20 protein-coding genes, 1 tRNA gene and 1 pseudogene are annotated in these 22592 nt (G+C 72.4%); 19 read left to right on the plus strand and 3 right to left on the minus strand.

What is annotated here, in order from left to right:
- Positions 1 to 212: 212 nt before the first annotated feature.
- From ACOJUI_RS15385 to ACOJUI_RS15415, 7 genes and pseudogenes are all read left to right on the plus strand, one after another.
- Positions 213 to 1854, plus strand: a pseudogene (locus ACOJUI_RS15385) (sodium-dependent transporter).
- Between the two features lie 96 nt (positions 1855 to 1950).
- Positions 1951 to 2064, plus strand: a complete 114-nt coding sequence (locus ACOJUI_RS15390) for a methionine/alanine import family NSS transporter small subunit (RefSeq protein WP_422115806.1) — start codon at positions 1951 to 1953, stop codon at positions 2062 to 2064.
- Between the two features lie 630 nt (positions 2065 to 2694).
- Positions 2695 to 3570, plus strand: a complete 876-nt coding sequence (locus tag ACOJUI_RS15395; protein WP_422115807.1) for a hypothetical protein — start codon at positions 2695 to 2697, stop codon at positions 3568 to 3570.
- Positions 3567 to 3998 (plus strand): phage holin family protein, encoded by a 432-nt coding sequence (locus ACOJUI_RS15400; RefSeq protein WP_422115808.1) that lies wholly within the window; start codon positions 3567 to 3569, stop codon positions 3996 to 3998. Before ACOJUI_RS15395 ends, ACOJUI_RS15400 begins: the two co-directional genes overlap by 4 nt.
- The gene (locus tag ACOJUI_RS15405; protein ID WP_422115809.1) at positions 3995 to 4606 is read left to right on the plus strand and encodes a DUF3618 domain-containing protein; all 612 of its coding nucleotides are present in this window, start codon (positions 3995 to 3997) and stop codon (positions 4604 to 4606) included. Before ACOJUI_RS15400 ends, ACOJUI_RS15405 begins: the two co-directional genes overlap by 4 nt.
- A gap of 219 nt (positions 4607 to 4825) precedes the next feature.
- A tRNA-Ser gene (locus tag ACOJUI_RS15410) sits at positions 4826 to 4910 on the plus strand.
- Positions 4911 to 5392: 482 nt separating this feature from the next.
- Positions 5393 to 6358 (plus strand): hypothetical protein, encoded by a 966-nt coding sequence (locus ACOJUI_RS15415; RefSeq protein WP_422115810.1) that lies wholly within the window; start codon positions 5393 to 5395, stop codon positions 6356 to 6358.
- A 102-nt stretch (positions 6359 to 6460) separates the two neighbouring features.
- On the opposite strand, the gene ACOJUI_RS15420 is transcribed toward ACOJUI_RS15415, so the two are convergent.
- The gene (locus ACOJUI_RS15420) at positions 6461 to 8536 is read right to left on the minus strand and encodes a S9 family peptidase (RefSeq protein WP_422115811.1); all 2076 of its coding nucleotides are present in this window, start codon (positions 8534 to 8536) and stop codon (positions 6461 to 6463) included.
- 269 nt (positions 8537 to 8805) lie between these two features.
- On the opposite strand from ACOJUI_RS15420, the gene ACOJUI_RS15425 reads away from it, so the two are divergent.
- From ACOJUI_RS15425 to ACOJUI_RS15450, 6 genes are all read left to right on the plus strand, one after another.
- Positions 8806 to 9978, plus strand: a complete 1173-nt coding sequence (locus ACOJUI_RS15425) for an LLM class flavin-dependent oxidoreductase (protein WP_422115812.1) — start codon at positions 8806 to 8808, stop codon at positions 9976 to 9978.
- Positions 9975 to 10673 carry a CE1759 family FMN reductase gene (locus tag ACOJUI_RS15430; RefSeq protein ID WP_422115813.1) on the plus strand — a complete coding sequence of 233 codons (699 nt, stop codon included), beginning with the start codon at positions 9975 to 9977 and terminating at the stop codon, positions 10671 to 10673. Before ACOJUI_RS15425 ends, ACOJUI_RS15430 begins: the two co-directional genes overlap by 4 nt.
- A gap of 191 nt (positions 10674 to 10864) precedes the next feature.
- The gene (locus ACOJUI_RS15435) at positions 10865 to 11647 is read left to right on the plus strand and encodes a sugar phosphate isomerase/epimerase family protein (RefSeq protein WP_422115814.1); all 783 of its coding nucleotides are present in this window, start codon (positions 10865 to 10867) and stop codon (positions 11645 to 11647) included.
- Positions 11644 to 12636: a hydroxyacid dehydrogenase gene (locus ACOJUI_RS15440; RefSeq protein WP_422115815.1), complete on the plus strand. Its 993-nt coding sequence runs from the start codon at positions 11644 to 11646 to the stop codon at positions 12634 to 12636. The genes ACOJUI_RS15435 and ACOJUI_RS15440 overlap by 4 nt, the downstream gene beginning before the upstream one ends.
- A 94-nt stretch (positions 12637 to 12730) precedes the next feature.
- Positions 12731 to 13804, plus strand: coding sequence for a LacI family DNA-binding transcriptional regulator (locus tag ACOJUI_RS15445; protein WP_422115816.1), 1074 nt, complete (start codon positions 12731 to 12733; stop codon positions 13802 to 13804).
- Between the two features lie 31 nt (positions 13805 to 13835).
- Positions 13836 to 14783: an aminoglycoside phosphotransferase family protein gene (locus ACOJUI_RS15450; RefSeq protein ID WP_422115817.1), complete on the plus strand. Its 948-nt coding sequence runs from the start codon at positions 13836 to 13838 to the stop codon at positions 14781 to 14783.
- Here ACOJUI_RS15450 and ACOJUI_RS15455 read toward each other — a convergent pair.
- Positions 14780 to 15022, minus strand: coding sequence for a hypothetical protein (locus tag ACOJUI_RS15455; protein ID WP_422115818.1), 243 nt, complete (start codon positions 15020 to 15022; stop codon positions 14780 to 14782). The genes ACOJUI_RS15450 and ACOJUI_RS15455 overlap by 4 nt on opposite strands.
- A gap of 337 nt (positions 15023 to 15359) precedes the next feature.
- On the opposite strand from ACOJUI_RS15455, the gene ACOJUI_RS15460 reads away from it, so the two are divergent.
- A complete protein-coding gene (locus ACOJUI_RS15460) occupies positions 15360 to 15584 on the plus strand; it encodes a hypothetical protein (RefSeq protein ID WP_422115819.1) in 225 nt (74 codons plus the stop codon).
- Positions 15585 to 15609: 25 nt separating this feature from the next.
- Here the strand turns inward: ACOJUI_RS15460 and ACOJUI_RS15465 are convergent, their stop codons facing one another.
- Positions 15610 to 16950 carry a DUF2254 domain-containing protein gene (locus ACOJUI_RS15465; protein ID WP_422115820.1) on the minus strand — a complete coding sequence of 447 codons (1341 nt, stop codon included), beginning with the start codon at positions 16948 to 16950 and terminating at the stop codon, positions 15610 to 15612.
- A 239-nt stretch (positions 16951 to 17189) separates the two neighbouring features.
- Between ACOJUI_RS15465 and ACOJUI_RS15470 the strand changes: the two genes are divergently transcribed.
- The 5 genes from ACOJUI_RS15470 (at position 17190) to ACOJUI_RS15490 (ending at position 22591) form a co-directional block, all read left to right on the plus strand.
- Positions 17190 to 18332 carry a hypothetical protein gene (locus tag ACOJUI_RS15470; RefSeq protein ID WP_422115821.1) on the plus strand — a complete coding sequence of 381 codons (1143 nt, stop codon included), beginning with the start codon at positions 17190 to 17192 and terminating at the stop codon, positions 18330 to 18332.
- 125 nt (positions 18333 to 18457) lie between these two features.
- Complete coding sequence (locus ACOJUI_RS15475) at positions 18458 to 18850, plus strand: hypothetical protein (RefSeq protein ID WP_422115822.1); 393 nt, start codon at positions 18458 to 18460, stop codon at positions 18848 to 18850.
- 508 nt (positions 18851 to 19358) lie between these two features.
- Positions 19359 to 20639, plus strand: coding sequence for an extracellular solute-binding protein (locus ACOJUI_RS15480; protein WP_422115823.1), 1281 nt, complete (start codon positions 19359 to 19361; stop codon positions 20637 to 20639).
- Between the two features lie 49 nt (positions 20640 to 20688).
- Positions 20689 to 21636 carry a carbohydrate ABC transporter permease gene (locus ACOJUI_RS15485; RefSeq protein ID WP_422115824.1) on the plus strand — a complete coding sequence of 316 codons (948 nt, stop codon included), beginning with the start codon at positions 20689 to 20691 and terminating at the stop codon, positions 21634 to 21636.
- Entirely contained in the window at positions 21629 to 22591 is a 963-nt protein-coding gene (locus ACOJUI_RS15490; RefSeq protein WP_422115825.1) for a carbohydrate ABC transporter permease, read from the plus strand. The genes ACOJUI_RS15485 and ACOJUI_RS15490 overlap by 8 nt, the downstream gene beginning before the upstream one ends.
- The last annotated feature ends 1 nt before the right edge of the window (position 22592 follow it).

The following is a 22592-nucleotide window of genomic DNA, read 5'->3' on the forward strand; positions in this document are numbered from 1 at the left end:
GCATCCCCCCAAGCTCGACGCGGCGATCCCGCGCTCGTGCGCGCTACGGGCCGCACACCCCGCGACCCTCCCCGCCGCCTGCCCCCGTCGGGCCCGCCGGACCTCCGGTGCCCGATCCCTGCCGCCGATCCGCGCGGCGCCCCTGCCCCGGCCGTCCTCCCCGACGGCCCTTCCCCCCGCGCCACCTCGGCGCAGCTCCACGGAGGCGAAACGTGAGTGCATCCACCCCCTCTGCCGGCACCGCCGCACGGGCCGACCGCGGCGCCTTCTCCGGCCGGGCCGCCTTCATCTTCGCGGCCATCGGCTCCGCCGTCGGCCTCGGCAACATCTGGCGCTTCCCGGCGGTCGCCTACGACAACGGTGGCGGTGCGTTCATCCTGCCGTACCTGGTCGCGCTGCTGACCGCCGGCATCCCGCTGCTGTTCCTGGACTACGCGATCGGTCACCGCTGGCGCGGCTCCGCGCCCGCCGCCTGGCGCCGCTTCCGCCGCTGGACCGAGTTCATCGGCTGGTGGCAGGTGCTGATCTGCGTCATCATCGCCGTCTACTACGCGCTGATCCTGGCCTGGGCCACGAACTACACGATCTTCTCCTTCGACAAGCGCTGGGGCGATGATCCGGCGGGCTTCTTCGGGGAGTACACCCGCGCCCTCGGCGGCGCCGACGCCACCATCGCCTTCGACTACGTCCCCGCCGTGCTGATCTCCATGGTCCTGGTGTGGCTCACGGTCATCGTGGTGATGGCGCTGGGCGTGCACAACGGCATCGCCAAGAGCGCGATCATCTTCATCCCGCTGCTGGTGGTCATGTTCGTGATCCTGGTGATCGTCTCGCTGACCCTGCCCGGCGCCATCGCGGGCCTGGACGCCTTCTTCAAGCCGAACTGGTCGGCGCTGCTGGACCCGGGGGTCTGGGTCGCGGCCTACGGGCAGATCTTCTTCTCCCTGTCGGTGGCCTTCGGCATCATGCTCACCTACGCCTCCTACCTGAAGAAGAAGACCGACCTCACCGGCTCCGGTCTCGTGGTCGGCTTCGCGAACTCGAGCTTCGAGATCCTCTGCGGCATCGGCGTGTTCTCGGCGCTGGGCTTCATGGCCCAGGCGCAGGGCGTCGCGATCGACGAGGTCGTCACCTCGGGCGTGGGGCTGGCCTTCATCGCCTTCCCGGCGATCATCAGCGAGGCACCCGCCGGCGCCCTGATCGGCGTGCTGTTCTTCGGCTCGCTGGTGCTGGCCGGCTTCACCTCGCTGATCTCGATCGTCGAGGTGATCATCTCTGCGTTCCAGGACAAGTTCGGCCTGTCCCGCCTCCCCCGCCACCCTGGGGGTCTGCGTGCCGCTGGCGATCGTCTCGGTGGGGCTGTTCTCGACCACGATGGGCCTGCCGCTGCTGGACGTGCTCGACAAGTGGGCCAACGAATACGGCATCGTCGCGGCCGCGCTGGTCTCCACCATCGTGGTGGTCTACATCGTGCGCGGACTGCCCACGCTGCGCGACCACCTGAACTTCTTCGGCACCTTCCCGGTCAACCGCGTCTGGACGCTCTCGGTGGCGATCATCGCCCCGCTGGTCCTCGGCGTCTCCCTGGTCATCAGCACCTGGACGCTGCTGACCGCGGAGGGCACCTACGAGGACTATCCGGGCTGGTTCGTGCTGCTGTTCGGCTGGCTGATGGCCATCGGCCTCGTGGTCGTCGCGGTGGTGCTGTCGCTGATCCCGTGGCCGGCCGGCTCGAACCTCCACAAGCACGACTCCGACGGCGACCCGATCGCCCCGGAGGCCGTCACCGGTGAGGGACTTGCGGCGGACCCCGCGGCCCGGACCCCGCACCAGCTGCGCTCCTCCGGTTCGTGAGCCGCGGGCGTCGGCCCCGCCTGCGCGGGGCCGACGCCCGGCCCGCACCCCGCCCCCGTCCAGTCCTCACCGACCTCTCGTCTCCCAGGAGTGACCATGTCCTTCTCCGCCATCGCCATGATGATCGTCGCGATCGTCACCGTCTGGGGCGGCCTCGTCGCCGCCATCGTCAACATCGCCCGCCACCCCGAGGCGTCCGAGGACGACTGAGCCCGCGCGGGCGGCCGTCGCGCTGGTCGCGCCGGCCGCCGGCTGGGCGGCGCCCCGCCGCTCGGGCTGCCGTCGGCCGCCCTCACCGCCGCGGGCCGCCGTCGCCGCCGTGGGCCGCCCTCACCGCCGCGGGCGGCCCATCACCCGGTCCGGAAAGGTGCCACGGAAGCGGCACCTTTCCGGACCGTTCGCGCGCCCGGGCGCAGGAGTGCCGAGCCGTCCGAGCGCCCGGCCGTCCGAGCGCCGAGCCGTCCGAGGCCCTCCCGGACCGCCGGCCGACGCCGCCCGGCACCCTCCTCGACCACGCGGTCGTCGCCCGAAATACGGCCTCCGCGACGTCGCGTCGAGCGCTCCGCGAGAGTGGTCGGTCCGGCCCCCTCCCGGGCCGTCGCCACGATGCCGCGGATCCTGAGAAACCCCTGTTCAGGCCCGGTATTCGAACCCGCTCCACCCCGGCGCGCCACGGCCTCCGCGGAGGGCGGTCCGGGCCCCTCGAGCGGCGGCGCGCGGATCGTAGCAGGACCCCTGCCGGGCCCCCGGCCCTCTCCCCAAGCCGCACCGTCCGCCCTATCGTTATGAACGCCATCACACCCATCGCCGGTGTGTGTTCCTATTACCGGGAGGTACGTCATGACTGATCCCTACGGTGCGCAGACCCACTCACATGCTCCGGAGCCCTGGAGCCCGCCGCCCACGCCGGCTCCCGTCGGCACCGGCGACACCACGTCGTCCACCGACCAGTCCAAGACCGACCAGGCCAAGGGTGCGGCGCGAGACGTCGCGATGGATGCCCAGGGCGCCGGACGCGCTGTCGCCGAGACCGCGAAGAGCGAAGCCTCGAGCGTGAAGGACGACGCCGCCCGCGAGGGCAAGAAGCTGTGGGACGAGACCACCTCCACGCTCAGCACCCAGGCGACCGACCAGATGAACCGCGCCGCCGGCACCGTGCGCACCTTCACCGACGACCTGAGCCGCATGGCCCGGGGCGAGCAGCCCGAGGCGGGCCTCGCAACGGAGCTCACCGGCCAGCTCACCGATCGGACCGAGGCGCTCGCGACCTGGCTCGAGCACCATGAGCCCACGGACCTGCTCGACGAGGTCCAGCGCTTCGCCCGGCGTCGCCCGGTGGCCTTCCTCGCCATCGCCGCCGGCATCGGCTTCGCCGCCGGCCGCCTCACCCGCGGCGTCGCGCAGAACCACATGGACGACGGCGGCTCCGGTCAGCTCTCCGGCGGTGCCGGCTCCCCGCGCCACGCGCTCGGCGCTCCCGCCGGCGCCGGCTACGGCTACCCGGCCACCGGCCAGGTGCCGCCGCCGCCGCTCGATGCGCCGGTCCCGCCGGTTCCGCCCGTGCCGCCCGCCCCCGGGGCCGGCGCCCCGGGCGGACGCCCCGGACCGGGCGTCCCGCAGGCACCGCCGTACAGCGGCGTCGCCACCCCGGTGGACCCGCCGCTCTCGGCCGGACCGAACCCGACGGATCCGTACGGGCAGGGTGGGAACCGGTGAGCGCGCCCTACACGCCTCCGCCGAGCGAGCCTGAACGCCGGGCCGAGACCGAGTCCCTGGGCAGCCTGATGTCCCAGGTGACCACGGACCTGTCCACCCTGATCCGCCAGGAGATCGCCCTGGCCAAGGCCGAGCTGACGGCCTCCGCGAAGGACGCGGGCAAGGGCGCCGGCATGTTCGGCGGCGCCGGCATCGCCGGTCACTTCGTGCTGCTGTTCCTGTCGATCTCCCTGTGGGCCGCGATCGGCGGCACGGACGTCGGCTACGCCTGGTCCGCGCTGATCGTGGCCGTCCTCTGGGCGATCGTGGCCGCCATCCTCGCGGCCCTCGGCAAGAAGAGCATCGACGAGGTCGACGGCATGCCCCGCACCGCCCAGACCCTCAAGGACATCCCCGAAGCCGTTACTCCCTCGAAGGAATCACGATGACACAGCAGAATCCTGATCAGATCCGTGCCGATATCGAGCGCACCCGCAACGCCCTCTCGAACGACGTCGACGCCATGGCCGAGAAGGTGACCCCGTCGAAGGTCGCCCATCGCCAGGCCGACAAGGTCCGGGACGCCGTGGGCGGCGTGAAGGACCGCATCATGGGCTCCGCCGAGGACACCGGTGCCCACCTGTCGGGCCAGGCCTCGCACGCGAAGGACTCGCTGCGCTCGGCCGCCGGCGGCGCCCAGGACGCCGCCCAGCGCGCTCCGCAGCAGCTGAAGCGGAAGACGCAGGGCAACCCGCTCGCCGCCGGGGTCATCGCCCTGGGCCTGGGCTGGCTCGCCGCCTCGCTGATCCCCGCCTCCGGCAAGGAGCAGCAGCTGGTCTCGCGCCTCGAGGACAAGGCGCAGCCGGTGCTCGAGGACGTCAAGGACCAGGCGCGGTCCGTCGCCGAGGAGCTCAAGGAGCCGGCGCAGCAGGCGGCGCAGACGGTCAAGGAGTCCGCGGCCGACAGCGTCGAGACCGTGAAGTCCGAGGGCCAGGCCCGGAAGGACGACGTGGTGGATTCCGCCAAGGGAACCGCCGACGACGTCCGCAACAGCTGAGCTCGGCTCCGGCAGGGCCCGGCGGGCAGCTCGACCGTGCAGGTCGGTCGCCCGCCGGGCCCTTCCCTGTGCGGCGACGCGGCCGAGCTCGGCGCCCGCCAGCCCGGGGCCCGGGCGCTCCGGCGGGCGCGCCTCGGCAGCGGCGGTGTGACCTGCGCCCGCTCGGCTCGCACCGACCAGGGGTCTCGGGTACGCTGGTCACTGCTCTTGATGAGCGCTGGAGGATTCGCCTAGCGGCCTATGGCGCACGCCTGGAACGCGTGTTGGGTTAACGCCCTCGGGGGTTCAAATCCCCCATCCTCCGCACCACCCGATGGCCCCTGACCTGCGGCACCGCCCGCCGGTCAGGGGCCATCGGCATGCCCGGGGCCTCCCCGGCGGCCGGCACCGATATCCTGCCTCCAGGCGATGGCGCGGTGGAGCCGAGGGGGAGAGCGGATGTCGGACGCAGGATGGGGCGGACAGCACACCGGAGCGGGGGACCCGCGGCGCGGGGACCCTCAGCACGGCGCACCGGGTCACGGGGGCTGGCAGCACGGCGGCCAGTACGGCGCGCAGCCGCCGAACGGCCAGCCGGGAGGCCCGTACGGGCCTCCCGGCCAGCAGCCGCAGGGCCCGGGCACCTGGCAGTCCCCGCCGGCCTCGCCCCCGTCGGCAGGTCCGACGGGCGGCCCGTCCTTCGGTCCCGGCGGGCCGGGCTACGGGGCCCCGGGCGGTCCGACGGGACCGGGAGGGTTCGGCGCACCGCCCCCGCCGAAGCGACCCTGGGCGCTGATCATCGGGGCGATGGCGTGCATCGGCGCCATGGTGCTGCTGGTCGGCGGCGGCATCACGTACCTGGCGCTCAGCCGCGGCGGTGAGGACCCGACGGCCGCCCCGCCCACCTCGGAGACCCCGACGGAGCCCACCTCCCCCGGGGAGCCGAGCACGCCGACCGAGGAGCCGTCCGATCCTCCCCAGTCGGAGACCAGCGGCTTCGAGGTGGTCTCCCAGATCGACGTCCCGCCCGGCGACGCCGACGAGCTGTGGGCGATCATGGGCGACAACCCGCTGGTCACCGGCACCCTGCCGGACATCTCCTCCTGCGAGCTGCCCGCCACCCCCGTCGATCCCGACGCCGCGCAGCTGCAGGCCGTGCTGGACTCCTCCGCGGCCTGCCTCAACCAGCTCTGGGCGACCGCCAGCTCCGACCGCGGCCTGCCGTGGGCGAGCCCCTCCGTCGTGGTCTACACCTGGCCGGACGTCCCGCCGGAGTCGGCGTGCACGCCCGACAGCTTCGAGGAGGACTTCCCGCGGATGTGCAACCTCGACACGACGATCTACTGGCCCCTCGGCTACGGCACGGCCGGTGAGTTCGCCGACGAGGCGAGCGTCCCCGGCGCGTACCTCTGGGATCTCGCGTACGTCTACACCAACGCCGTGACCTGGAACAGCTCACTGGTCGCCTACTACTCGGCCCTGACCTCGCAGCTCGAGGGCACCGACGAGGAGCGCCTGAACGACGCCTGGCGGCGGTACAGCCTGCAGATGCAGTGCATGGCCGCGGCGTCCTCGATGCAGGGGCCGGCGGCCTCGACCCCCACCTCGGAGCTCCGCGACGCGCTGACCAGTCCGGACTCCTGGGAGGAGGGGGAGCCGCCGCGCACCATCAGCCCCGAGAACCGCGCGCGGTGGATCGGGACGGGCTTCGACTCCGGCGGCGACCTCACGCAGTGCAACACCTGGATCGCCGACGCCGCCCTGGTGGTCTGAGCGCCGCGGCGCGCTGACCGCCACGGGCGCCCTGACCGTCGCGGCACGCTGAACGCCGCGGCGCACTGACCGTCGCGGCATGCTGGTCGGCGGCGCGACGCCTCAGCCGAGGGTCGCCGGCGCCGTCCAGTCCTCGCCGCGCACGTGCTCGTCGAGGAAGCCCAGGAAGGTCTCGTACCAGACCTGCGCATTGCCGCGGCCCTGGATCCAGTGCCCCTCGTCGGGGAAGTAGAGGTAGCGGTGCTGCGTGCGGCCCTCCGCGTCCCGGGGGGTGGCGGAGAAGGCGTGCAGGTCGTACCAGAGGGCATGGCCCTGGGCGATCGGCACCCGGTAGTCCTTGTCGCCGTGGATCACCAGCATCGGCGCCACGATGTCGCCGACGTGCCGCTGTGGGTTGTACTGCGTGTTCTGTCCGCGCATCGGCCGCTCCCAGCCGGCGTTGTCGGTGGTGTGGCCCATCGTCTCGGTGTCCCACAGCGAGGCGTGGGTGATGATGCAGCGGAAGCGGTCCCCGGTGCGCCCGGCCACCCAGTTGGCCATGTAACCGCCGTAGGAGCCGCCCGCGAAGGCGGTGGACTCGGCGTCGATGTCCTCGCGCGCGATCGCCCGGTCGGTCAGAGCCATGATGTCGGTGAACGGGGCGCCGCCCAGCTCGTGCTGGCCGCGGTCGATCATCGCCTGGCCGTAGCCGGTGGAGATCGCCGGGTCCGGCAGCAGCACCGCATAGCCGGCGTCGACGAACGGCCCCGGGTTCCAGCGGTAGGTCCAGGCGTTCCAGGAGCTCCAGGGGCCGCCGTGGGCGAAGGCCACCAGCGGGTGCGGGCCCTCCCCCTCGGGCAGACGCAGCCAGGCCCGCAGCGCGGTGCCGTCCGCGGCGGTGGCGGTGACCTCGGTGAGGGTGCCGGCCTGCTCCACCGCCTCGGCCGGGTTCGCGAGCGGCCGGACGGTGCCGTCGGCCGGGTCGATGCGCACCGGATGCGGGGCCACGGCGATGCCGGAGGCCGAGGCGATCACGGCGCCGCCCGCGACGGAGACGTCGGCGAAGGCGAGCTCCTGAGTGGGCCCTCCCGCCAGCAGCCGCGGGGCGGGCTCGTCGATCCCGCCGATCCACACGGCACCGCGCCCGTGGTCGTCGCTCGCGGCCACGAGGGTGGTGCCGTCCAGCCAGACCGGGGAGACCCAGCGGTCCAGCTCGGGCCACAGCGGCGCCGAGGTGCCGGTGGCCGGGTCGAGCACCTCGACGGAGCTGGCGAGGGTCTGCTCCTGGGTCCAGGTCCGCTCCCGGCCGATCAGCGCGCGGGTGCCGTCGGGGCTGAAGGCGCCGGGCTCGTGCTCGACCTCGGCGGTCGCCTCGCGCAGCAGCCGGGGCGGCTGCTGCCCGGTCAGGTCCAGCAGGTGGAGGTCCCGGGAGGCGAGCAGCTCGCCGCGGGAGTCGGCCATCGCGACCAGGGCGCGGGTGCCCTGACGGTCCACGCTCCAGTCCACCAGGCGGCCGGGCGGCATCTCCAGATGCCGGAAGTGCAGCACCTGCGGGCGCGGGCCCTCGTCGGCCGCCTGCTCCGCGCCGCCGCTGGTCCCGGCATCACCGGCGGGCGCGGCGGGCTCGGCAGCGGCGGTCGGCTCGGCGGTCGCCACGTTCTCGGGCAGGGTCGCAACGGCGAGCACGGGCCGGGAGGGACCGAGGTCGTGGTCCCAGTAGCGGGTGGGGAAGCCCGCGTGGAGCGCGGCGGTGACCTTGGCGCTCGAGCGCTGCTGGGAGAGCTTCGCGTGCTCGGCCTCGTCGCCGGCCTGCGAGTGCACCTCGAGCTCGACGATCAGCTGCGTGCCGGCCACCCGCAGATCGCCGAAGCCGCCGGGGCGGGAGGCCAGCTCACGAGCCTCGCCGCGCGCGGGCAGCGCCCACAGCTGCGCGTGCTCGGCCTCCGCGCCGTCCTCCCCCACCCGCTTGGCGGTGAAGAAGGTGGTGCCGTCCTCGGCGGCGGCGACGGCGCCGACGGAGGCCTGGCCGCGGGTGAGCGGCAGGAGGCGGTCGCCGTCGATCTCGACGAGCGCGCTGCGGTAAGCGGTGCCCTCCGCATCGGGCCGCGACACCTTCGCGAGGATCCGGCCCCCGTCGGTGGTCATCAGCGAGCTCAGGCGGGTCGCGTCCAGCAGGGTCTCGATGCTCGTTCGGCTCATGGCACGCCATCCTGCCACCCGCGATCGCCCCGGCGGGCCCGAAAGACGGTGCCGGCCGGACGGTGGGCGCGAGGCGCTCGGACACCGACCGGACGCCGACCGGACACCGATCGGACGCCGATCGGCCCGCGCTCAGGCGACCGCCGTCACGACCCGGTTGCCAACTCCCTGCCGATACTTTAATATTGAACCATCACCCGCGAACGGGCCGCACGCACCACCGCCGCCCCGCCCGGGCCCCAAGCCGAGTACGAGGAGAGCCACCCGCCATGCAGTTCGGAATCTTCACCATCGCCGACATCACCCGCGATCCCACCACCGGCGCGGTGCCCACCGAGAACCAGCGCCTGAAGTCCATGGTCGACCAGGCGAAGCTCGCCGAGCAGGTGGGCCTGGACGTCTTCGCGATCGGCGAGCACCACAACCCGCCGTTCGTGACCTCCTCCCCCACCACCACGCTGGCCTACATCGGCGCCCAGACCGAGCAGATCATCCTGTCCACCGCGACCACGCTGATCACCACCAACGACCCGGTGAAGATCGCCGAGGACTACGCGATGCTGCAGCACCTCACCGGAGGTCGCGTGGACCTGGTGATGGGGCGCGGCAACACCGGACCCGTCTACCCCTGGTTCGGGCAGGACATCCGCAAGGGCATCGAGCTCGCGGTCGAGAACTACGAGCTGCTGCGCCGACTCTGGACCGAGGACGTCGTGGACTGGGAGGGCAGCTTCCGCACCCCGCTGCAGCAGTTCACCTCCACCCCGCGCCCGCTCGACGGCGTCGCCCCCTTCGTCTGGCACGGCTCGATCCGCTCCCCGCAGATCGCCGAGCAGGCCGCCTACTACGGCGACGGCTTCCTGCACAACAACATCTTCTGGCCCATGAGCCACACCCAGCAGATGGTCCAGCTCTACCGCGAGCGCTACGAGCACTACGGCCACGGCAGGGCCCACCAAGCCTACGTGGGCCTCGGCGGCCAGGCGTTCATGCGGAAGAACAGCCAGGACGCGATCACCGAGTTCCGCCCCTACTTCGACAGCGCACCGGTCTACGGCGGCGGCCCCTCCCTGGAGGACTTCACCCGCGCCACCCCGCTGACCGTCGGCTCCCCGCAGCAAGTGATCGAGCGCTACCTGACCATGGCCGACCACGTCGGCGACTACCAGCGCCAGATGTTCCTCATGGACCACGCCGGGCTGCCGGCGAAGACCGTGCTGGAGCAGATCGAGCTGCTGGGCACCGAGGTGGTCCCGGTCCTGCGCAAGGAGCTCGCGGCCCGCAAGCCGGCCGACGTGCCCGAGGGCCCCACCCACGCCGCCCGGGTGGCGGCGGCCGAGGCCGAGCACGGCGCCTTCGACGACGCCTACCGGTTCGAGACCGGCGACAACTGGACCGGGCTGCGCGCCGAGGACAAGCAGGGACAGGAGCAGCTGCGATGACCACCACCGTCCGCCTTCTCGCCCTCTCGGCCGGCCTGTCCACCCCCAGCTCGACCCGGATGCTCACCGACCAGCTCACCCGCGAGTCCGCGGCGGCGCTGGGCCGGGACGGCAGCGAGGTCGAGGTCGAGGTGCGCACGATCGAGCTGCGGGAGTACGCCCACGACATCACCGATGCGCTGCTGACCCGCTTCCCCGGCGAGCGCCTGGCGATGGTGGTCGAGCAGATCCGGGCGGCCGACGCCGTCATCGCGGTCACCCCGATCTTCAACGTCGGCGCCTCGGGCCTGTTCAAGATGTTCTTCGACGCGCTGGACGTGGAGCTCTGGGCGCGCAAGCCGGTGCTGCTGGGGGCGACCGCGGGCACCGCGCGCCACTCCCTGGCGATCGACTACGCGATCCGCCCGCTGTTCGGCTACCTCAGGTCCGAGGTGGTGCCCACGGCCGTGTTCGCCGCCTCCTCCGACTTCGGCGCGGACACCGAGGGGCAGGCCGACGAGCAGCCGCTGACCGCGCGCGTGCGCCGGGCCGCCGCAGAGCTGGCGACCATGCTGCGCTCCGGTCTCGGCGAGGCCGCCGCGGCGGCCGACGAGGCCGAGGACCAGCCCGGGCAGGAGCGCGCGCCCCGCGGCTCCTCACTGGACGCGGAGTTCTCCGACTTCGTCCCGATGGGTACGCTGCTGGGCCGCGACTGAGCCCACCGGCCGGCACCGCTCGGCCGGGACCGCTCGGCCGGCCGCACCCACGGCAGCAACCCGAAACCCCTCGGTCCCGGGCTGCTGCCGTCCCCGGCGCGGGTCGGCGCGGCGACCGGGAGCTCGCCCCGGGTGGGGTACCGTGAGCGTTGGGAACCGCTTTCCATTCATTGCTCGGAAGGACCCGCTCCATGCTCCGTCCCGGACTCTGCTCCGTCACCTTCCGCGGCCTCGACGTCCCGAGCGTCGTGGGCCATGCGGCGGCCGCCGGCCTCGAGTGCATCGAGTGGGCCGGTGATGCGCACGTCCCCCCGGGGGACGAGTCCGCCGCCCGGCAGGCCCGCGAGCTCACCGTGCAGGCAGGGCTCAGCGTCGCCTCCTATGGGTCCTACCTGCGCTTCGAGGGTCCCGATCAGGAGGTCCGCGCCGAGGGTGAGGCCGTGCTCGCCTCCGCCCGGGCGCTGTCGGCGCCGCGGATCCGGGTCTGGGCCGGCCGCAGGGGCTCGGCCGAGGTCCCGGCGGCGGACCGAGCGCGGATCGCCGGCCGGATCCGGGAGTTCGCGGACCGCGCGGCCGCTTCCGGCATCGAGGTGGGCCTGGAGTTCCACGGCCGCACCCTGACCGACGAGATCGGCTCGACCCTGCGCCTGCTGGAGGAGATCGACCGTCCCACCGTGCGCTCCTACTGGCAGCCGCACCAGGACATGCCCGCACCGGAGGCGCTGCAGACCCTGCGCCGGATCCTTCCCCACGCCTCGAGCATCCACGTCTTCTCGTGGTGGCCGGCCAACCGTCGCCGCCCGCTGTCCGAGCGCGCCGAGCTGTGGCGCGAGGCCTTCATGATCCTCGCCGCGCAGGGCGATGACCGCGACGCCCTGCTGGAGTTCGTGCCCGAGGACGACCCCGACCTGCTGCGCCGCGAGGCGGACACGCTGCGCAGCCTGATCACCGCCGGCGAGGAGTCCGCCCGATGAGAGCGCTGCTGGCCATGCCCGCCGGGCTGCAGCACCGGATGTTCGACGCCGCGCAGCTGGAGCGCCTGCGCGACCTGGCCGACGTGGACACCGCCCGCCCGGTGCCCGATCTCGCCGACGCCTCCGACGCCGCGCCGCGGGAGGTGGAGGTGCTGATCACGGGCTGGGGCTCCGGACCCGTCGACGCGACCGCCCTGGCCCGGCTCCCCCGCCTGCGGGCGATCGTCCACACCGCCGGCACCGTGCGCCACGTCGCCACCGATGCCGTCTGGGAGCGGGGCGACGTGCTGGTGACCTCAGCGACCGAGGCGAACGCGGTGCCCGTCGCCGAGTTCACGCTCGCCCAGATCCTGCTGGCCGGCAAGCGGTCCCTCGCGCAGGAGGAGCGCTACCGGCGCGAGCGCCGGCCGCGCCCCGCCTCCGCCTCCGCCGCGGGGATCGGGAACTACGGGGCGGTCGTCGGCCTCATCGGGGCCTCCCGCATCGGCACCCTGGTCGCCGAGCACCTGCGCCGCTTCGACCTCGAGGTGCTGGTCACCGATCCCTACGCCGAGGCCGAGCAGATCGCTGAGCTGGGCGCGAGCAAGGTCGAGCCCGAGGAGCTGTACGCCCGCAGCGACGTGGTGAGCCTGCACGCCCCGGACGTCCCCTCCACCCGCGGCATGGTCACCCGCGAGCTGCTCGCCCTGATGCGCGACGGCACCACCTTCCTCAACACCGCCCGCCCGGCGCTGGTGGACCTCGCTGCGCTGCGCGACGAGGTGGTCTCCGGCCGCTTGGCCGCGGTGCTCGACGTGCACGACGACCTCGCCGACGACGACCCGCTGTGGGACGCGCCGCTGGCCACGATCACCCCGCACATCGCCGGCTCCCAGGGCAACGAGCTGCACCGGATGGGCGAGGCGGCGCTCGAAGAGATCCGCCGCCTCGACGCCGGCGAGGCGCCGCGGTACCCCGTCGACGGCTCGCGGCGGGACCTGACCGCCTGACCCTGCCCTTCCCGCCGCCCCGAGCCGATCACCTCGTTATGCTGACCGCATCGGGACAGCGTTTCCCAGCCTCCCTCCGGACCTAGGAGCCCATATGCCCGCCGTGCGCCTCAGCGACGTCGCCCAGGACGCCGGGGTCTCCCTGGCCACCGCCTCCCGCGTGCTCAACGGCTCCTCCCGGGTGCCCGGGAAGGCCGTGACCGAGAAGGTCCAGGCCTCCGCCGCGAAGCTCGGCTACGTCGCCAATGCGCAGGCGCAGGCGCTGGCGCGGTCCCGCTCGGGCCTCATCGGGCTGGTGGTGCACGACATCGCCGATCCCTATTTCGCGACGATCGCCCGCGAGGTCCAGCAGCAGGTCTTCGCCTCCCGCGCCCAGGTGCTGCTCACCCAGACCGACCGTGCGATCGACACCGAGGTGCGGGCGCTGCGCTCCCTGATCGCGCAGCAGGTCGACGCCCTGGTCCTGGTGGGATCCCACCGCTACGGCACCGAGTCCGACACCGCGATCGGCGTCCTGCTGGAGAACTTCGAGGCCAACGGCGGGACGGTCGTGGGGCTGGGGCAGTCCCTGGGCGTGGGTCGCACGATCGTCCCCGACAACGCCGCGGCCGCCCATGAGCTCGCGACCTCACTGATCGTCGCCGGGCACCGCCGCTTCGCCGTGGTGCAGGGCATCGCGGGGATCCCCTCGGCCGCGGACCGCACCGGCGGCTTCATCGCGGCCCTCACCGAAGCGGGCATCGAGCCCGAGCTCGACGTCGAGGCGGGGCTGACCCGCGCCGGCGGCCATCAGCTCGCTGCGAGGGTCCAGGAGCACCTGGCGGTGACGACGGCGGATGCCCGACTGCCGCTGTGCGTCTTCGCCCCGGCCGACGTGATGGCCCTCGGCGCACTCGGCGAGCTGCGCCGCCGCGGTATCGCCGTGCCCGAGCAGGTGGCCGTGGCGGGCTTCGGCGGGGTGCCGGACGGATCCGATGCGCACCCGACGCTCACCACCATCGCCCTGCCCCTGCACGACATGGCCAAGCTCGCCGTCGAGTGGGCGCTGCCGGACGCCGCGGAGGACGAGGACGCCGCCGCTGCCGCCGCCGAGAAGCCGCGCGAGGTGCATGTGCGCGGCGACGTGCTGCTGCGCGAGTCCACCGCGCTCACCGCCGTCGGCGACTGAGAGGCCGTGACGACGCGAAGACCCGCTCGCCGTGACCTGGTCCCCGACCATGGATGAGATCGCCCGAGCGGTGCAGATCGCCCGCTCCCTGGGCATCGGCGCCGACCACGCAGAGGCCCTGCCCGGCGGGAACGAGAACCACGTCGTGCGGGTGCGGAGCGCCCACGACGACATCGTCGTGAGGTTCGCGCGGGACCCCGGACGCTCCGAGGATCCGTTCGACGTCGAGGCATGGTGCCTGCGCGCCGCGGCTCGCGCCGGCCTGCGGACGTCCCGGCTCATCGAACGGGGGTGGCTGGAGGGACTGTCGTACCTGTTGGTCTCGTACGTGTCCGGAGTCCCTGCCGCCGCGGACGACCTCCGCGGCTGGACGGCCCTCGGGGAGTTCACCGGCGCACTGCGCGGCATCTCGACCCATGACGCCCCCGATGCCGCGTTCACACGGTTCGGCCGCGACCTGGATCGCGCCTGGGAGCAGCACCTCGCCTACAACCTCGATGCGCTCGGACCCGACGACCCCCTGCTCCCCCTCGGCATCTACCCGCGTTCGCGACAGAGCGAGCTGCGGGAGCTCGTGGCATCGCTGGCGGCGCGGACGCTGCCCCAGGGCCTGGTCCACGGCGATACGGCGCATCGCAACCTTCTGCGTCATGGGGACGTGTACACCGTCATCGACTGGGGTGCGGCCACGACCGGACCGGTGATGTGGGGCGATCTCGCGCGCGTCTTCCGCTGGCATCGGATGGAGGACCGGCAGTCGCCCGTCAGCGCCGCCGCCTGGGACCATGCACTGGACGGCGCGGGGCTCACCCGCGCCGAGGCCGAACCCGTCCTCCGCGAGCTCACCGCCGTCCACGCCCTCGACCTCGTCCGCTGGGCCCTGGCCCGGCGACCGGACCGCCTGGCGAGGATCGCCGACGAGTCCCGCGACGTGCTCGTCGCGATGATCCTCGATCAGCGCCCCGGACCGTCGTCCTAGCGGTCGTCGACGGACGGTCCGCCGGACGGGTCCGCAGCGTCGCCGCGTGCCCGATACGAGCCCAGCGCCGCGCCGAGGGCGACACCCAGTGCCATGCCGACGGCGATGCCGAGCGCCAGGTCGTCGAACAGGACCAGTCCGATCACGACGCCGAGCGCGGGCCCCAGCGCCAGTCCGACGGCGACCCCTCGCGCGAGCGGGGAGCTGTCGCTGCGGTCGTGGTCGTTCTGCTCGGTCATCGTCGTCCTCGAGGGTGATCGGCGGCCGGTGGCGGGGAGTCATGCGCCCCGAGGCCCCTGGTCTCGGCGACCACGGCCTCATCCCGAAACTAGCGCCCTTCGGGCACGCTGGGAAGAACCTCAAGACGGGTGTCGTGCATCTGCGCGAAACCTTGCGCTGATACTCCTTCGTCCCCACCGGATGACTTGAGGGAGCGGTAGTGGAATGGCGCTACGGGGGAGCAGTGTCCCGCCCGGCACGCCTGCCGGATCGGTTCCCAGCCCCTCCTTCCGCCGCCTCACGGCGACGCCCTCGCGTTCTGCTCCCGCCTGCCTGCCCCCCGCAGCAGGAGACCGCATGATCTACCCACTGGAGACCCGCCTCATGAACGTCGCCGAGCTCACCGACCCCGATGGCGACGCGCTCACGATCAGCTCGGACGGCGCGGGCACCTGGATCACCTGCACCAGCGACGGCGAGGAGGTCACCGTCGGCCCGTTCCCGACGGGCGCCCTGAAGGCCGTCCTGGCCGAGGCCCGCCTCGCGTCCGCGGCGCTGCGGGACGCGCCCGCGGCGGTGTGATCACCCTCGAGCGCGGCGCGACGACCTACCGGCTGCGATGGTGGCTGTGGTCGGCGGGGTCCGTCTGCTCCGCCCGGAGCGCCTGCAATCGCCGTAGATCCTCGGGATGGAGGCCGGGCTGGTCGGGCAGCGCCTCCAGGAGCAGCCGCATCTGGCGCCGGAGCGGTTCCGCCCGCTCCGGGTGCCCCTCGGCCTCGACATGGGCGACCAGCATGCGCAGCACGCGCAGCGTGGCGGCGACGACCTCCGGCTGGTCCTGACAGCTCTGCCGGATCTGGTCGAAGGCGTGGGCGACGTACTCGTCGTGCTCCAGGGCCCACGGCTGGACGAGGACCCGGCCCGCTCCGTCCTCCAGTGCCGGTGCGGCGAGCGGGGCGACGAGCATGGTGCGCAGCAGGCTGCCCAGCCGCAGGACCACCTCGACGGCGGTGGTGGGGTCGTTGACCGCCGGGCTGAGCGCACGCAGCCCGATGTCGACGAGCTGCCGGAGGGCGAAGTCGGCATCCTGCTGCATGGTGCGCATGTTGGAGACCTCGATCGCCCCGGCGAGGTGGTGGATGCTGCGCGGGGGTGGTGACGGCCAGACCAGGAACAGCGGCTCCCCGGCGTGGATGTAGGCGCCCACCCGGGTCTCCATGCGCACCGTCGTCTGCTCCGGCATCGCTTCGAAGAGTCGCGTCACGTCCACCTGGCTCACCCACCCGCTCCTCACGGAGGGCACGGCGGACGCCTCCGGGGCGGCGGGGTAGTCCTCCACGGCCACCGCGCGCAGGGCCTCCGGTGTGCGGTCGAGGGTCCGGATGACGGCCTGGCCCTCCTCCGCGATCCCCCGCACGACGTTGCCGACCTGCAGCCCGTGGGCGAGATGGTCCAGATGCACGATGATCCCGATCACGGTCACCAGGGTCAGCACGACGGCGATCGTCAGCGACACCCGCGGGGCGGGGTCGGTCGCCTCGCCGCTGAGGTTGGGCAGGACCAGCACGCAGTAGAAGAACGTCCCCACCAGCAGTCCGATGACGCCCTGGCTGAGGCGGTCCCTGATGAACGAGCGCATGACCCGCGGGGAGAACTGGGAGCTCGCCAGCTGCAGGCTCACCACGGTGAGCGAGAAGACCACCCCGACGGTGGTGATCATCGCCCCCGCCACGGTGGACAGCAGCCAGGTGGCCGCGTTGCTGCTCATCGCCAGCGTCAGCGGCACACTCGCGTCATGACCGATGCGGTCGTCGACGGCCGTGGCCCCGATCGCCAGCAGGATCCCGCCCAGCATCACCAGCGACGGCAGCAGGAAGAGGCTCTCGGCGAAGCGGTACCGCACGGCGGCCCACCGCAGGCGCCACTCCAGTTCCGCATGCTGCGCCACGATCATCCCCTCACGCGTCCCGGCATCGCCCGTGGCCCGTCGGGTGCGGGGCCGGGCCTGCCTGCGGCCGGGTGGCCGACCGGATGAGTCTAGGCACGCCTCCCGGTTTCGGTGCCTGCCGCCCGGTCGGCTCCGTGGGTCGGCGCGTCCGGGGAGGACCGGATCGGGCCGGGCAGACGGTCGGCGTCGTGCGGTGCGAGATATTCTTCCCTCACGCGATGCTGCGGATCGGGGGCACGATGAGGCGCAGTCGTCAGTCGGCCGAGCTCGGCCGCACCATCCCCACGGGCTGGACCGACGCCGACCTCCCGGCGCCGGACAGCCGGGGATCCCGCCCTGCGCGAGCCCCGCTCGAGGCGACCCGGCCCCGGCCCCGGCCCCTCATGCTCGCCGGCGCCGTCGTCGCGATCCTGGCGCTGGTGCTGCTGGTCCCGCCGCTGCTGGTCGGCGGCCGGTCCCCGCGCGACGTCGGCGAGGACTTCCTGCAGGCCGTGGTCGACGGCGACACCGCCACCGTTCGCGAGCACCTCGATGCCGCCGACGGGGCACTGGACATCGCGCTGACCGATGAGGTGGTGCGGGCCGCGGACGACCGGGTGGAGCGCTTCTCGATCGGCGCGATCGAGATCGACGGCGACCATGCCCGCATCGTGGCCACCCTGAGCACCGCAGCCGACTCCCTCGAGACCTCCCTCGAGCTGCACCGGCGCAGCGGGGGCCTGCTGTCGCGCTCGAGCTGGGAGCTCCTGCCCGTCACGCTGCCCATCCTCAGCCTCGAGATCCCCGTGGGCAGTGAGGAGATGCAGGTGAACGGCCAGGTCCTGCCGATCCCCGAGGGGGCCCGCCCGCTCGGGGCCTTCGGCACCGGCTCCATCGCCCTCCGCGTCCTGCCGGGGAGCTACGAGCTGCGAGCGCAGGCGAGGAGCGATGCCGTGACCGCTCGCAGGGTGAGGGCCACGCTGCCCCCGGTGCTCGAGGGATGGGTCAGCCCGCCGGTCGAGGTCACCTTCGAGGTCACCGCGGCCGGGAGGACGGAGATCCGCCGGCAGCTGAGCGCCGTGCTCGAGAAGTGCGAGAAGAGCGCTTCCCCGCAGCCGGAGGGATGCCCCTTCGCCGCTCCGGCGGGCGTCACGTCGGACGGCACCTGGAGGGTCCTCTCGCCGGGGATCCTCACGGAGCATCTGGCCTACGACGGATTCTTCGAGTTCTCCGTCACCGCTCTGACCGCCCAGTTCACGGTCCCGGCGGGCCCCCACGCGGCGACCACGACGGCCTATGTGGTCCAGCCCTCCGGCGTGGTCCACGTGGCCGTCGATCCCGAGGGCCGGATCGCCACGCAGTGGATCACCGCGAATCCGTCGACCTGGCCGAAGTTCTCATGAGCGCCCTGCGGATCGGGCGGGCGCAGCGGTCCCCCACTGGGGCCTCGGCGTCGCGCCGCGCAGCAGCGACCGTCGCCTGCCTCGTCCTCGGGACCTGCGCCCTGACCGCCTGTGAGGCGCCGGCCGTGATCGCCGAGCCCTCCGGTGATCTCCGGATCATGGCCGACACCTGGGATCTCGAGCTCCCCGCCTCCGCGGTGCTCGAGGAGCACCACAGCTCGGAGCATGGGCCCCATGGTGAGCGCGACGCGGTGTACGTCCTGTCTCTGGACGCCTCGAGCGCAGCTGGTCACTGGGATCCCACCGACTACACCTCGAGCGTCTCCGACGTCGAGCCCATCATCGTGCGGGACATCGTCGAGTCGGCCGCTGCGCCCTGGACGGACGCGGAGCTGGAGGACCTGCGGTGCCGCTCCCCGGAGGCTCCGGGGGCGGTCACCCCGGAGGGCAACGATCACCTGGCCATCTGCCTAGACCCGGGCGACGGCACCTACGTGATCTTCGAACGGATCTTCTGAGCACCGCGCCCCGTGAGCGGTGCGGAATGACAGCGCTGGATGCCGCCTGCGGAGTCCGTCCGGAGCCGCCGTGATCCGCAGCCGGTCGATGAGCAGTTGCCACCTGCCGCCCGGATGGGCCGATGGGACCGCCGGCCTCGACCATCCCGCTCGCGACGATCCCGCCGCCCGCGACCGCGTCAGCTGCGCAAACGCTACCGAAGGGTAATGAGCGTCACAGAACGGTCACGGCGGGGCAAACCGTGGCAACCGATCGCCCTCCCCCGGCAACCGGAGTACCAATGAGCCACTCGACCGGACGTCGAGGACCGAAGACCCTCCCCTCCCGGCAGCGACGCGAGAGGGGAATCCCCGCAGGAGCGCCTGCGGGGCCCCGGCCCGCACCGCGCGCCTCCGCTCCTGTCCGACGATGCCCGTCGGCCACGAGGCGGTCAAGCGCATTCCACGCTCTCCCCGACACCTGGAAGACGGCCCCCGACGGCGGGCGGCCCCTGAGGAAGGAAAGACCATGACGCTTTCACGACGGACTCTCTTCGCAGCCGGCGGCGCCGCCGCAGTGCTCGGCGGCGCGGCCGCCTGCGGCTCGGACGGCGGAGGCGGCGGGGGCAGCGACGCCGGCGGTGACGCCGGCGGCGAGCTGTCGGTCCTGACCCCGATCTTCGAGGACTCCGAGGGCAAGAAGACCCTCGAGGAGACCATTGCCGGCTCCTTCGAGGGCGACCTCTCCCTCACGGTCGACTACACCCCCTGGGACCGCCTGAACGAGAAGCTGACCACCTCGATCGCTGGCGGCATGGCCACCGACATCTTCATGTCCGGCGTCGGCTGGATCCCGCCGTTCGCCCACAAGGGCGTCTTCGCGGCGCTGGACGACAGCATCCTCGAGGGACTCGACATCCACGAGAAGCTGCTGGACATGTGCCGGTACGACGGCGCGCTGCACGCGCTGCCGTACCAGATGGACGGTCGCATGATCATCGGCAACCGGACCCTCATGGAGGAGCGCGGGATCACCGAGGTGCCCGCCACCCTCGAGGAGTTCCGCGAGATGCTCAAGGAGGCCCAGGGCGGCGGCGTCGAATCCCCGCTGGACCTGTACTCCAACAACATCCGCCAGACCTGGGTGCATCTGGTCTCGTGCTTCGGCGGGTCCCTGTTCACCGAGGACGGCTCGGCGGTCGCCTTCGACGACGGCAGCGGCGAGGCGGCGCTGGACTACATGATCGCCCTGATCGACGACGGATCGACCAACTTCGACCTGCGCGCCGCCGAGGGCCAGCCGCGTCCGTGGCAGCAGGGCAAGGTTATCTTCGAGCTCGCCGGCAGCGGGATCTGGCCGGACCTCTACGAGCAGACCGGGGACATGGTCACCGAGGAGGCGATGTCCATCGACCTGCTCCCGGGTGCGGAGGGCAACGACCCCGTCCTGTTCCTGGGCGGCACCCTGGTCAGCATCGGCGAGCGTGCCCGGGATCCCGAGCTCGCCGAGCGCTTCGTCAAGCACCTCTACACGCCCGAGAACCTCGCCGTCGCCGCGGTGCACGGCGGCCGCGTCCCGGCGGTGAACACCCTCCCCGAGGACCCGGTGCTCGCGGAGAACCGCTTCATCTCCTTCGTCAGCGAGAACCTCGACTACGCGGGCGGCACCGAGGGCGGCAGCCCGGCCTGGATGGAGCTGCGCGGCGCCCTCAACCCCGAGATCGAAGCCGCCGTGACCGGCAGCCAGACCCCCGCGGAGACCATCGCGCGGCTCAAGCAGACGGCGGACGACGCCATCTCGCGACTGTGACCGCCCGCCCGGAGACGCACCCCCGCGTCCCGACCTCGGAGGCTTCCTCATGACCACAGCCCAGACGGCTCCGTCCCCGTCCGCTGCCACCAGCAGCGGGCGGGGGTCCGCCCGCCGACGCACCAGCCCCCGCCGCGCCGAGAAGCGCTGGGGCCTGCTCCTCGCCCTCCCGGCCACCTTCCACATCGCCCTGTGGACCGGCATCCCGGTGATCGCGGCGATCGCGCTCTCCTTCACCTCCTACGACATGATCCGTCGGCCCGAGTTCATCGGGATCCAGAACTACCTGGAGATCTTCCGGGACGACATCTTCTGGAAGGCGATCTCGCACAACCTGATCCTGGCCGTGGCCGGCATCCCGATCTCGATGCTGATCGCGCTGATCCTGGCGATCATGCTGAACCAGGGACTCAAGGGCGAGGGCATCTTCCGCACCCTCGTCTTCCTGCCCCACGTCACCGCGACGGTCGCGGTGGCGATGATCTGGCTGTGGATCTACGCCCCCACCGACAACGGCCTGGCCAACATGGCCCTGTCCCTGTTCGGGATCGAGAACGTCGCCTGGCTGACCAGCACGAACACCTCGCTGATGTCCGTCCTGATCGTGACCATATGGCAGGGCATCGGCCTGAAGATGCTCATCTACCTGGCCTCGCTCCAGGGCATCTCGAAGGACCTCTACGAGGCCGCGGACATCGACGGCGCCGGGATGGTCTCGAAGTTCCGGCACATCACCGTGCCGATGCTGCGACCGGCCACGTTCTTCGTGCTGGTCACCTCGGTGATCGGGAACTTCCAGACCTTCGACCTGATCTACAACCTCACCGCCGGCGGCCCCGCGAACTCCACCACGGTGATCACCTACGAGATCTACCAGACCGCCTTCCAGCAGTTCCGGATGGGGCTCGCCACCGCGCAGTCGGTCATCCTGCTGCTGATGCTGGTGGTGCTGACGATCATCTCGCGCAAGCTCGTGGGAGGGACGGACAATGACTGATCTCAACGCTCTGCAGCAGAAGGCCGCGGAGGATCCGGAGCACAGCGTGCTCGGCGACCGCCGCAGCCGCCGCCTGCGCGCCCCGAGCCGCAGCCGGCAGCGGCGCACCAGCGTGATCGTGCTGTACGTGCTGCTCACGCTCGTCTCGCTGCTGATGGCAGCGCCGTTCATCTGGATGTTCCTCACCTCGGTGCGGACCCCGCAGGAGCTCGCCGACCCCAGCATGAGCCTGATCCCGGAGACCTGGGCCTGGGGCAACTACCTCGAGGCCTTCAACGCGGCGCCGTTCGCGATCTACGCCCGCAACAGCTTCCTGCTCGCGGCGTTGCAGACCATCGCGACGCTGATCTTCGGCTCCGCCTGCGGCTACGCCATCGCGAAGCTGCGGTTCCCCCTCGCCCCGTGGATCTTCGGCGCCTTCCTGGCCTCGATGATGATCCCGTTCTACGCGACGGTCATCCCGCAGTTCCTCATCGTGCGCTTCATGCCCCTGTTCGGTGGGAACGACATCCTCGGTCAGGGCGGCAGCGGCTGGATCGACACCTGGTGGGGACTGGTGGTGCCGGGCGCGATCAGCGCCTTCAACATCTTCCTGTTCCGCCAGTTCTACGTCGCCGCCCCCACCGAGCTCATCGAGGCCGCCCGCATCGACGGCGTGGGCGAGCTGGGGATCTGGGCGCGGATCATCACCCCGCTGATCAAGCCGGGTCTGCTGACCGTGGCCCTGCTCTCCTTCGAGCAGGGATGGAACAACTTCCTGTGGCCGCTGCTGGTGACCACCTCGGAGCGGCTGCGCGTGATCCAGCTGGGACTGTCCGTGTTCCGGCAGGAGGCCGGGACCGACTTCCACCTGCTCATGGCCGGCACCACGATCGCCGCCGTGCCCATGATCATCCTGTTCGCCATCTTCCAGAAGTACTTCGTCAATGGCTTCGTCAGCTCCGGCATCAAGTGAG

The organism is Brachybacterium sp. UNK5269 (assembly GCF_049266655.1).
In the GTDB taxonomy this organism is placed as follows: domain Bacteria; phylum Actinomycetota; class Actinomycetes; order Actinomycetales; family Dermabacteraceae; genus Brachybacterium.